General features: G+C 60.4%; 15 protein-coding genes and 2 pseudogenes. 9 read left to right on the forward strand and 8 right to left on the reverse strand.

Features of this window, described 5'->3' with window-relative positions; translation table 11 throughout:
- From CWO91_RS39465 to CWO91_RS39490, 6 genes are all read left to right on the forward strand, one after another.
- The coding region (locus CWO91_RS39465) for a hypothetical protein (protein ID WP_245471525.1) at window positions 1-242 on the forward strand (242 nt) is incomplete at its 5' end.
- A gap of 39 nt (window positions 243-281) precedes the next feature.
- Window positions 282-461 carry a hypothetical protein gene (locus tag CWO91_RS39470; protein ID WP_130220762.1) on the forward strand — a complete coding sequence of 60 codons (180 nt, stop codon included), beginning with the start codon at window positions 282-284 and terminating at the stop codon, window positions 459-461.
- Between the two features lie 281 nt (window positions 462-742).
- Window positions 743-1,051 (forward strand): hypothetical protein, encoded by a 309-nt coding sequence (locus CWO91_RS39475; protein ID WP_130220763.1) that lies wholly within the window; start codon window positions 743-745, stop codon window positions 1,049-1,051.
- Window positions 1,012-1,575, forward strand: a complete 564-nt coding sequence (locus CWO91_RS39480) for a hypothetical protein (protein WP_349643614.1) — start codon at window positions 1,012-1,014, stop codon at window positions 1,573-1,575. The genes CWO91_RS39475 and CWO91_RS39480 overlap by 40 nt, the downstream gene beginning before the upstream one ends.
- Window positions 1,576-1,677: 102 nt before the next feature.
- Window positions 1,678-1,824 (forward strand): hypothetical protein, encoded by a 147-nt coding sequence (locus tag CWO91_RS43515; RefSeq protein WP_165406029.1) that lies wholly within the window; start codon window positions 1,678-1,680, stop codon window positions 1,822-1,824.
- Between the two features lie 777 nt (window positions 1,825-2,601).
- On the forward strand, window positions 2,602-3,216 hold the full coding sequence (locus CWO91_RS39490) for an NYN domain-containing protein (RefSeq protein ID WP_130220765.1): 615 nt from the start codon (window positions 2,602-2,604) through the stop codon (window positions 3,214-3,216).
- Between the two features lie 75 nt (window positions 3,217-3,291).
- Here the strand turns inward: CWO91_RS39490 and CWO91_RS44840 are convergent.
- Window positions 3,292-3,483: pseudogene (locus CWO91_RS44840) on the reverse strand (hypothetical protein); the annotation flags it as partial.
- Window positions 3,484-3,614: 131 nt separating this feature from the next.
- Between CWO91_RS44840 and CWO91_RS39500 the strand changes: the two are divergent.
- Window positions 3,615-4,034, forward strand: coding sequence for a CopG family transcriptional regulator (locus CWO91_RS39500; RefSeq protein ID WP_130220767.1), 420 nt, complete (start codon window positions 3,615-3,617; stop codon window positions 4,032-4,034).
- A 4-nt stretch (window positions 4,035-4,038) separates the two neighbouring features.
- The gene (locus CWO91_RS39505; protein ID WP_130220768.1) at window positions 4,039-5,208 is read left to right on the forward strand and encodes an extracellular catalytic domain type 1 short-chain-length polyhydroxyalkanoate depolymerase; all 1,170 of its coding nucleotides are present in this window, start codon (window positions 4,039-4,041) and stop codon (window positions 5,206-5,208) included.
- A gap of 104 nt (window positions 5,209-5,312) precedes the next feature.
- Here CWO91_RS39505 and CWO91_RS44845 read toward each other — a convergent pair.
- The 7 genes and pseudogenes from CWO91_RS44845 to CWO91_RS39540 all read right to left on the reverse strand — a co-directional run.
- Window positions 5,313-5,540 (reverse strand): annotated as a pseudogene (locus CWO91_RS44845) (cell envelope biogenesis protein TolA); the annotation flags it as partial.
- A gap of 24 nt (window positions 5,541-5,564) precedes the next feature.
- A complete protein-coding gene (locus CWO91_RS39515; RefSeq protein ID WP_130220769.1) occupies window positions 5,565-5,810 on the reverse strand; it encodes a hypothetical protein in 246 nt (81 codons plus the stop codon).
- A 57-nt stretch (window positions 5,811-5,867) separates the two neighbouring features.
- Window positions 5,868-6,791 carry a Ku protein gene (locus CWO91_RS39520; RefSeq protein WP_130220770.1) on the reverse strand — a complete coding sequence of 308 codons (924 nt, stop codon included), beginning with the start codon at window positions 6,789-6,791 and terminating at the stop codon, window positions 5,868-5,870.
- 321 nt (window positions 6,792-7,112) lie between these two features.
- Window positions 7,113-7,298, reverse strand: a complete 186-nt coding sequence (locus CWO91_RS39525; protein ID WP_130220771.1) for a hypothetical protein — start codon at window positions 7,296-7,298, stop codon at window positions 7,113-7,115.
- The gene (locus CWO91_RS39530; protein ID WP_130220772.1) at window positions 7,295-7,540 is read right to left on the reverse strand and encodes a hypothetical protein; all 246 of its coding nucleotides are present in this window, start codon (window positions 7,538-7,540) and stop codon (window positions 7,295-7,297) included. Before CWO91_RS39530 ends, CWO91_RS39525 begins: the two co-directional genes overlap by 4 nt.
- A gap of 1,080 nt (window positions 7,541-8,620) precedes the next feature.
- Window positions 8,621-8,851, reverse strand: a complete 231-nt coding sequence (locus CWO91_RS39535; RefSeq protein WP_080648044.1) for a hypothetical protein — start codon at window positions 8,849-8,851, stop codon at window positions 8,621-8,623.
- Window positions 8,852-8,957: 106 nt separating this feature from the next.
- Window positions 8,958-9,194 (reverse strand): hypothetical protein, encoded by a 237-nt coding sequence (locus CWO91_RS39540; RefSeq protein WP_130220773.1) that lies wholly within the window; start codon window positions 9,192-9,194, stop codon window positions 8,958-8,960.
- 1,075 nt (window positions 9,195-10,269) lie between these two features.
- Between CWO91_RS39540 and CWO91_RS39545 the strand changes: the two genes are divergently transcribed.
- On the forward strand, window positions 10,270-10,727 hold a 458-nt coding region (locus tag CWO91_RS39545; RefSeq protein ID WP_130220774.1), incomplete at its 3' end, for an adenylate/guanylate cyclase domain-containing protein.

Genomic DNA, 10,727 nt, shown 5'->3' on the forward strand with positions numbered 1-10,727 from the left:
AACGTCCCTTCGCCAACCCTGAAGCCGCCGCCCGCAAGCTAGTCGAACTCGCCTCCGGCATCGAGCCGGTTCAGGACGGCCGGATCCATATCGAGAAGATCAACGCTCCGTTCCTCTACATGCTTAAGGCCACCGGCGAGGAGTTTGGCGCCGGCATCAGGTATGCCGTCGAACGCGGCCGGCTCGAGTTGCACGAGAGCGGCACCTATGTCCGGCTCCTCATCGGCGGCGCGATGATGTAATTTCTGCGGCCAAGCGACGGGCGCGCAAGGAACTCATCCATGGCGAAGGAAATCAAACAGCTGCGCAAGCAAGCTGAAAAGGCCGCGCGCGCCGCAAAGGCAGCCGCAGATGCGGAAGTATCAGAGCAACTGCGGACGCTAGCGCGCGCCTTCCAAAACCAGGCCGACGTTCTGAAATCGAAAAAGAGGGCAGACAAGAAGCACAAGAAGCAACGCTGATGCTGCAAAAGCCGCGCTTCCTGGCGTCCGTTAGATCATGCCCAAAATGATGAAAAGTCCGATCTCAACCAGCAAGACCGTCCCTGTCATCGCGGATATGAGAAACAGGTCTCCCGCCGATAGGAACTGCATGGTTCCCTCGCGATTTGCCCGAACCATTCCTAGTCTAATCCAAATTTAAATCGTATGCACGATTTAAATCGTTTAATTAGTATTCTACTTTATTTTATTTTTCGATTTAATAGCGCAATATCGATGATGGAATTTGTTGGAGTCTGGGTATGGGCCGTTCCCTGTCGATTGTGCCTCATCTGGCAGCAGACCAAGATGTCTACCTTGTGGTCGAGGAATTTGCCGGCCGGCGAGCCTGGTGCGAAACAGCCGAAGAGGACACCGGTCGCGCGACGCTGATGCGGCACCTGATGGACGGCCTATATGAGCATCCCACTCGCATCGTGGCCTTCAACACGGTAGAGGGATGGTCGCGCGATGTAACCGTAGATATCGCAGATGAGCTAGGCCGCAGAGTTGTCGAGTACGAAGTGCCGGCATGCGTCCTGAAGTTCGTGGAGAGAGCGGCGAGGCGCTGAGGCTGGGACTCGCAATTTCGCGCCGAATTATTTATCTGCTTAGTATGTTTAAGGCATACGAGCTCTGCCTGGCGACCGCAGGAGTCCCGAACGGGCCGGACTGGATCCACGAAGTAAAGCATGATGGCTACCGGATGCTGGTCATCCGGGAGAACGAGCGCGTGCGCCTCCTCTCGCGCAACGGCACCGACTGGACCAAGCGCTATCCGTGGATCGCCGAGGCCGCGCTGAAGAACCGGCAGAAGCGCTTTGTGATTGACGGCGAGGCTGTCATCCTTGGGGTGGATGGCATCAGCGACTTCAACGCGCTGCACAGCCGGCTCTACGACCACGAGGTGCAGCTATACGCCTTCGATATCCTTGTCATGGGCGGCGATGATTTTGCGGTCCCTGCCCCTCCACATGCGCAAAGCAAACCTGGAGCAGCTATTGGCGCGTCGGCCGGACGGGATCAGTGTGGCGCCATTCGAGCGCGGCGAGATTGGACCCGACCTATTTCGGGCGGCTTGCCGGATGGGACTTGAGGGCCTGGTTTCCAAGCATCGCGATCGGCCGTATTGCGGCGGTCGGCAGAAGCACTGGATCAAGGTGAAGAACCGGAGCCATCCCGCGATGGAGCGCGAGCTATGACAGTCTTCGTATACATCAACACCGGCAAGCAGGCTGGCGATAAGGACCACATTAAGGTGTTCGCTAACCAGGATGCCGCAGAGAAATGGTTCGAGGAAAACGACCCTGAGGGCGTAGCGTTCGAATATGAGGTTCTCGAATAAACGCGCATTCGCCGACGTGGATGCGCCTTCTGGGCCAGTAGGCCGGGTGGCCCGCCAGCGCGAGCCGGCGGGCCCGTGTCACACACCTGTGGCATGGCCGTTGCACAGTCGAGGCCAACTGGGATTTCAGCACTCAGTTTGAGAAGAAGACGCTGCCGGGACCTGTATTTCGAGCCCGGCAGCGTTCTATTTTTGAGACTAGTGACACAGCCGCTAGTGTAAAACGACGGGCCTCGTCTTCACCGCCTTAGCCGCCGAACCTGTGAACTCCTCCTCGGCCTAATACCGTGGATCGAAATGCATCCTGACATTCGTGTGGATGGGAGGGCGCCGACGGCGCTGCCTTAGATCTCGTCGATTGCGATAAGGGGCTGTCAACAAAAACTGGAAAATGGCTCGGGCAGCCATGTATTGCGCCCCAGGCCGGCTGCGCTCATTTCCCGCCAACAGAAGATTCCCGCATTGATCTGAGACAGACCACCGCCAAGTGCGGCCGCGCCTGCTGATGGAGAATTCGAAGAGAGCAAAATCGGCAGACGTCATGACGCGACTAGCCTCAAAAGGCTTCTCGAACGGACAGCAAAAATGACAAATTTGACAGAACAACTTTCGTCTACAGAACGAGTTCCGAGGCATGATCTCGAGCGCCTTGAGCCGACCCCATTTGGCGCACAGTATCCCCGGTGACTATCTATCTATAAAGCGCCCGCCTGTTCGCGCTCGGCGGATAAATCCTTACACGCTCAATCCTTCACTTAGCTTCTGCAAACGGCACAAATGCCCTCTCCTACCGACAAGATCGCGCTCTTCATCGACGGCGCCAATGTCTACGCGACGGCTAAAACTCTGGGCTTCGACGTCGATTACAAGCGCCTGCTGAAGGAGTTTCAGAGCCGCGGGACGCTGCTTCGGGCGTTCTACTACACCGCCATCATCGAGGATCAGGAATACTCCTCGATTCGCCCACTGGTCGACTGGCTGGACTACAACGGCTACACCGTCGTCACCAAGGCGACCAAGGAGTTCATCGACGCCTCCGGCCGCCGCAAGGTCAAGGGCAACATGGACATCGAGCTTGCCGTCGACGCCATGGAGCTCGCCGAGCATATCGACCAGATGATCCTGTTCTCCGGCGATGGTGATTTTCGATCTCTGGTCGCGGCCGTCCAGCGCCGCGGCGTGCGGGTCACCGTGGTCTCCACCATCGCCAGCCAGCCGCCGATGATCGCCGACGAGCTGCGCCGCCAGGCCGACGTCTTCACCGACCTCGTCGAGCTGCAATCCAAGCTCGGCCGCGACCCGTCCGAACGCCCTGCCCCGCGTGATCGCGAGCCGCGGGGCCGCCTGCCGAAGTTCTTACAAGAGCCGAAAGGGAATGACCCACCGGAGTGAATCGGTGCGGGTGTGTCGGGTCAATGTGCGACGGATTAGGACGGGCCTCTTGATTGCGAAATCCTCAACCGGGCTCTAGCTGGGATAAAGGCGTACGCGCGAACCTCTCGCCTCTGAGGGACGACTACCGGGTAGGCGCCACCGGATCGGCCGCGGGAAGCTGTTGCCGACGCTCAAGGCGCGCTCCTCGTCTGTTTCGAGAGCTATTTTCTGGGCGAGCATGACGTCGCCCGCGACCAAGCCACCCAGCGGGATGAAGCACCACTGCAAAGCGCACATCCCACCTCAAAGCGACGCATCGCGCATTAGCGCCCAGATACGTGCAGGAGCAGGCCCTTGAAGCGGAGGCTTTTTCATCCATATACCATCCATATAGATGGCAAAAGGATGGGAAAGCGATGGCCGGCAACGTCCACGAAATCCGACCAAAGACCTCCGACACCGAAAAAATCACGATCAATCTTGGTTTCGTCGATCTCGGTCAGGTCGACTTGATGGTGCAGGAAGGGTTCTACTCGAACCGTACCGATTTCATCCGGACCGCCATCCGCAACCAGCTCGAACGCCATGCCGACGTGGTCAAGCAGTCCACGGCGCGAAAGAGCTTGGACCTGGGGTTGCGAAACTACAGCCGCGAAGATCTCGAGGCGGCGCGGCGCGCGGGCGAGATGCTGCACATCAATGTTCTCGGTCTCGCCACCATCACCCCAGACGTCACGCCGGAGCTTGCTCGCGCGACGATTGCCTCCGTCTCCGTGCTGGGAGCTCTGCACGCCAGTCCGGCCGTCAAATCCGCTCTCGCCGACAGAACGAGGTAAGACAATGCTGAAACTGGACATCGTTCGGGAAGCCACGCGTCTCACGCGGTCGGGCCAGCTCGTCGAAGCCACCGCGCTGCTCCAACGCATGCTTCGGGGTGAGAACGCGCCGGACGTCACCGCCCCCACCACACAGCGCTCCACCGCGACAGAAAGAGAGCCGCCGACCATCGACGCCAAGGCGCATGCCGCGGAGACGAGGCGTCCGGGTCGCACGGTCCGTCCGTCTGTGGATCTCGCCAAGAACCTCTCGGGCCTCGGACTGAGAGGATCGCTGAAGCGCGCCCCTCCGTCCATTGCGGACATCATGCCGGACGGCTCCAGGTTCGTCGAAGGCAGCTACGGCAATGCCGCGGGAAGCCGCGCCTACCGGCTCTTCATCCCAAGCGGCTATCATGGACAGGCCATTCCCTTGGTGATCATGCTCCACGGCTGCACGCAGTCACCGGAGGACTTCGCCGCCGGCACGCGGATGAACTTCATCGCCGAAGAGCGGACCTGCTTCGTGGCCTATCCCGCGCAGCGGACCGAAGCGAACCAGGCGAAATGCTGGAATTGGTTTCGTCCGGCCGACCAGCAACGCGGCGGAGGCGAACCCTCGCTCATCGCCGGCATCACCCGCCAAATCATGCGCGACCATTCGGTCGACCCAGAACGCGTCTATGTCGCTGGACTGTCAGCCGGGGCCGCGGCCGCCGCCATCATGGGATCGACGTACGGCGACCTGTACGCAGCGATCGGCATACATTCCGGACTGGCCTGCGGGGCCGCCATAGACCTTCCCTCCGCACTGATTGCCATGAAGCAAGGCGGCGGCTCGGAGGCAATGCAAGGCGACGGTCCGCGCATTCCGACGATTGTGTTCCACGGCGATCGCGACACCACGGTGCATTCGAACAACGGCGGTCGAATCGTGCGGCAGTCCCTCGGTGGGACGAGCACGACGGTGGAGGTGCATCGCGGACGGGTGCCGGGAGGGCATGCCTACACCCGCACGGTTCATACCGACGCCGGCGGACACGGAATCCTCGAGCACTGGGAGATCCATGGAGCCGGACACGCATGGTCGGGAGGCAGCCCCGCCGGCTCCTACACCGATCCGGACGGACCGGATGCGACGAAGGAAATGCTGCGTTTTTTCCTCGAGCATTCGCTCCAACATAGGCGAAACTAGAGGCGGCGTGCGCTTTGGCCCTAACGCGAAGCGGAAGGGGCCGCCAACGGAGGACGGTCCCTTCGTTCAGTCACCAGCGGCCGGTGCCGAAGCTGAAGCCGATGCTCGGAGTGTTCGGCGAAACGCCCGCTCGAGCCCCGCCGGACGTTTGAGGACCACGCCCGGGTTCGATATGGTCGCGGCGACAACATCGGGATCATCGGTCTCCTTGGCGACACCAAAGAGATTGCTCCGGCGCCCAAGGCTTCCAATGCCGCCTTCATCGAGGGCGCGGCCTTCGCGAGATCGTCGAAACCTAGCGACGTCTGATAGGTCTTGAGTTTTCTCGGCATGGATTCCGCGCGCGCTCACCTCTTCTAGCGACGCCGGGCCACTAGAACTCCCAGCAGGAATGCCATCAACAGCGAGGGCAGCGGCGCCTCTCGCGTCAACCTGCGCAACTCCGCCGAAAAACTCGGTGCTGAAGCTCGCGCGTGTCGTGCTTCCGCCCTTCCTCCCCTTCCAACAGAGACATCGGACTTCGCCTCGGAATCCTTCCCAAGATCCAGATCGCTCGGAAGACCAGAGGCTTCCGTCATTGCAGAGGCTTCCTTCATATCCATGCGAACTCTCCTGTTCGTTCGCCCGTCCCTCAGAGTTCCTGGGCGCGAGAGACGGCGCTACGCAGATCTGCGCTGTGGCCTGGCCGCCGGCTTCTTCGCCGCACCTTCCGTGGGCTTCTTGCCCTGGATCGGCATCAACATTTCCTTCTGTCCGCTCGCTGCCTTGCGTGGCTTCTTGGCGGGCTTAGTCGCCCTCGCCGCCGTGGCTTCCTGGCCGACGCTCCGCCGCAGCGCTTCCATCAGATCGACGACGTTGCCGGCCGCGGGCCTCTCCTTGGGAGTGATCGGCTTGCCGCTGCGCTTGGTGTTGATGAGGTCGATCAGCGCGGTTTCGTAGTGGTCCTCGAACTTCACCGGCTCGAACCGCCCCGCCTTCTGGTTCACGATATGCTTGGCGAGATCGAGCATGTCCTTGGTGACTTTGACGTCCTGGATCTCGTCGAAAGACTCTTGTTCGCTACGCACCTCATAGGGGTATCGCAGCAGTGTGCCGACGAGGCCTTTGTCCAGTGGCTCGAGCGCGATGATGTGTTCGCGACTGGTCAGCACGACCCGTCCAATCGCAACCTTGTTCATTTCTCGAATGGTCTCGCGAATTACTGCGAAAGCGTCGTGGCCCACCTTCCCGTCCGGCCGCAGATAGTATGGCCTGATCAGGTACCGGGGGTCGATATCCGCCGTGTCAACGAACTCATCGATCTCGATGGTGCGCGTCGACTCTAGCGCGATTTCCTCAAGCTCCTCTTTTGTCAACTCAATGAACTGGTCTTTCTCGAATTGGTAGCCCTTGACGATGTCTTCGTTGGGCACCTCGTCGCCAGTGTCGGCATCAACCTTCAGGTACTTGATGCGGTGACCGGTGGCGCGGTTGAGCTGGTTGAATGCGATCTTCTCACTCTCCGACGTTGCCGGATAGAGCGCGACCGGACAGGTCACTAGGGACAGACGCAGGACGCCTTTCCAGTTAGCGCGCGGGGCCATTTACGCAGTACTCCGCTCAGGGTTTGCCGGATTCAAGACGAATGGGGATCGTAAGTTCCGACACCGCCTGAGCAGGGAATATGGTGCGTCCCGGCGGATCACGGCAAACGGAACCGCGCGCATCAAACTGCAGCATGGACGGGGTCAAGCTCTTCGGCCGTTGGCCAATCCTCCCTGTACTCGGCGACGTCCCCGGTGCCGGCTATCGTCGACAGTGCTCGGAGGGGCGGCGAGGACCTGTTGGCACGAGCAGGCACTGAGGCAGCTTGAATTTTCAAGCCGCCGCGGAGCTCCTGAGGCTCAGCAAGATCTTTCTGGCCGTCAACCAGAAGCGATTTCCGGTGGACTTGGCGGCGGGAGCCCGTAGTCCTTCGCCCGCTTTGCGGCAAGCTTGCGATATGAGCCGGCTTGTTGAAGCAACTGCGATTTGAACGCCGAATCGGGTTCGCTGGCCGCCAGCTTTTCAAGCTGGACCGCGCGCTCAAGATATTCGGTCAGCAACTTCATGCGATGTCACGGGCCTTTTTCGCCACCATCTCCCCGAGTGCAGCGGGCGGCGCTGCGCCTGGTGCGGCCAACCAGTCATTGATTTGCACAGCGGCCTCAGCCTGCCTGACGCGCTTCATCAACAACTCTCGTTGAGTACCGGGCGGCAATTGTTCGGCGGCTTCCCGAAACTTGGCAGCCTCCTCCATGAGGCGCTGCGTGAACGACGTGGTGTGTTTAATGCGACGGCGAAGCTTACCCATGCGAGGTCTCCGGAAAGCAATACAGATAGCCCGCATCGCGAGCTCGACTGCGAAAGCACTGCCGGGTGTCGGCGCGTTTAGCTCAAAGCTGCAACAGATTTAATCCAAGGCCCGTATCATCTGATACACCGCTCCGGTTTTGTTTTGCGGAGGATATCAATCAGCATGGAAATTTAGTCGTCGCGTTGGCGCCCGCTTGGCTCATGTCCGGCCCTTGAAGCGCTATGGCCGCCTAGGAACTAACGAGAGATGCATCTCGTTTTGATCGAACTTTGCCTGCGGTTACTTGGCCTCCGTCGTCCAGACAGCGACTGGGACCTTTTTTGTTATGGCGCAATGACAATTGAGGCTGCCGGACTTCCCGGGCCTCATGTTCAAAGCTGCCTCGACCCAACTCCCGCTGGACGGTGCTAAGGGCCCATCCCTCGGGAACCGCATCGAGCACGCAGTCGACAGCCTTGTCGCGCTCAGTCGCTGCCAACCAAATCTGGCCTTCGCCAGTGTCGGTAATGACCATGAGCCTATAAGAACCGGAAGGGCTCACGCCGCTAGTGTCATTCGATCGGGTGGTTGCAGGCCTGGTCGCTCATATAAGACCCGGTACCGCACTTGCTTTGGGACGAGCTTGTACGGCGAGGTGACCTTATTTGCATCGAAGGGGCTCGGTTCAGAGGAACACTTACACTTGTGCGAGATTGACAGTCGCTGGCTCACCGCCGATCTCGTGCAGCGGCTCGGGCTCCATCCCCAATGGTCCCGAACCGGCACCCTCTCTCCGGGATGCAGGGACAGAATTGAGATTGCCTATGTCGTTATCGGCTGATTGCATCCTTCCATCGTGCCCACGTTGTGAAGCATGGCCAATGGCCATTTCAGGGATGGTGTCGCCCTACGAAAGGGCAGCTGAGTTTCGTTGCCCGCGTTGCTCCTCTCGCGAAGTGTTCGACGTGCGCCGCTCCGACGTCGTTCGCAAGCACTGGCCAGCAAATTCCGGCCGGTTCCAGAACGCAGTCCGCATTCGTGTAACGACGTGAGTCTTTAGCTGCCAGTTAGGTAGAAGCTGTTCGCGGCCGCGAAATCTTAAGCGTATGGCGGCACGTTCACGAGGGTTCCTATCAAGCGCAGAAGGGCCTGATGCTCGGGTCCTTTCGGCTCGCTTCGCAAGAAGTCGCCGAGTTCGATGTGTGTCAATCGACCGCCAGAAGGCGCATTTGGCTGATGAATGATGAAAGCATGGCCATTGGCCGGCTCGCGTCCCAGAAACCAGGCGTCGCCGTTGGTACTGCGATATAGCTCACGTCGTTCGCTCATCTGACGCTCCTCGTCGGGGGAGCTTCAAAATCATCTGGCTCGCGCCCCGAACCGTGCTTGTGTTTTCCCGCTCGCAGATCGCGGCGGGCGGAGAAGCACCTTCATATCAGCTAGGCCCGATTCCTCTGCTTACCTCGCGGGCTTCGCCTGGCGCGAGCCCAATAGTCAGGCCGAGTGCTGCGGCTTGCTCGCGGGCGGCGAGCCCACCATCGATCAGTTTGGCGGTCCATCCCTCTGGGATGGCATCCAAGACCAGCTGAACGGCCTCTTCTTCCGTACCGGCCGCTAACCAAAACCGGCGCTCGCCATCGTCAGTGGTGACCTGCAGAAGATGCGCTTCCATGCATGTGAACAGCCTGAGGCATGCTTGGTTGCTAGCCACGCCCTTACTCGCGCCGGAGCGCCCGCGGTCCTAATACCGACACCCGCCACACTCGATTAGGAACGTGGATCCCTTGAGCAGATTGAGCCATACATCTGCCGAAGAACAGGTGACTCCCCTTGGCTGACGCCCCGGCCGTTCCAGACAGCGGCTGGGGCCTTTTCGTCAAGGGGCTCCCGAGAGACCACGCTCATTAAATCTAGGACGCTGCATCATTTGAGACTCCGCCACGGAGTCCTGGGTCGGATTCTGCCAGGCGGCGCGCCGCGTGAGTGGTGCGTCGGGCGGCCCCGGCGCGTCCGCAGCCAGCCCTGAGACGTCCGGGGTCGTTCCTGGCAAGATGCCAGGAGATTCACACGTGATGGTGCAGGAATACACGCCAAAGTCGACCACACCCTCACCGGGGCTGGCGCCTTTCATCCCGGATTTATTGTAAACCGGTAGGGCCGCTTTTCCCTTGCTTTTGGCATGTCCCCGCCAGTGTGAACCGCGACAGGCCACCAACTGGGGCGGCCTTACAAAGCGGGCCCGGTGAGCCTAGGAGGCCGGGCCCATAGCCTCAGCAACGGCTGCACCGTCGTTCGGCTACCAGCCCCTTAAGGGCCCAAGAAAAGGTTCGTTCCTCTGGAAACTAGGATACGTCCGGCCATTACAGAACAAACGACCGCAGGAGCCGCTCTGGAACTGCCCCTGCGGCCGGTGCCGCGACGTTCCGCACGATCGGCGAGGCACGCAAATTTGCTACCACAGAGGCCCGCTAGCGTGAACGGCGGGCCCGTCGTGTTGTGCCGCTGATTTTCTTACCCCCGATAGCCGACATCACAATTGCCTCAGGCTTCTTCGGCTAAGGGCCAGAAGGCGACATTGGCGACCCGGACTCGATCTCTATTTGGTGCGCACTGCGGATCAGCTCAGGCGCACCCAGGGTCAGCACAGTTGACGTTTCAACTTAGCGCATGACCGAAGCGTCAAAGCGCGTTTGGCGCTGCGCTCTGATCCGATTAGAGTATGGTGGGTTGGTGGGCCTGGTGCGGCCATGGTGCAAGAGCGGGTCCGAGTCGAGCGAAGATTATCAGCGATCTTGGCCGCCGACGTGGCCGGCTATTCTCGGCTCATGCACAATGACGAAGAGGCGACACACGCCAAGCTGACGGCCCTTCTCGCCGGAGGTGTCGAGCCCGCAATTGCGCAGCACGGCGGCCGCATCGTGAAGAACACCGGCGACGGGTTTTTGGCTGAGTTTCCAAGTGCGGTCGAAGCGGTGCGGGCTGCCATGCAGTTTCAGTCCCGCATCAACGCACTTACCTGCGACGACGCGGAAGACAGGCGCATTCTCTTCCGTGTGGGGCTCAATATCGGTGATATCATCGTCGAAGCCCATGACATCTTTGGAGACGGCGTCAACATTGCGGCCCGGCTCGAGAGCATCGCCGACCCCGGCGGCATCTGTATCTCTCAGACTGTCTTCAATCACGCGCGCGACAAGGTGCCATT

It is taken from the genome of Bradyrhizobium genosp. SA-3, assembly GCF_004212635.1.
Lineage (GTDB): Bacteria > Pseudomonadota > Alphaproteobacteria > Rhizobiales > Xanthobacteraceae > Bradyrhizobium.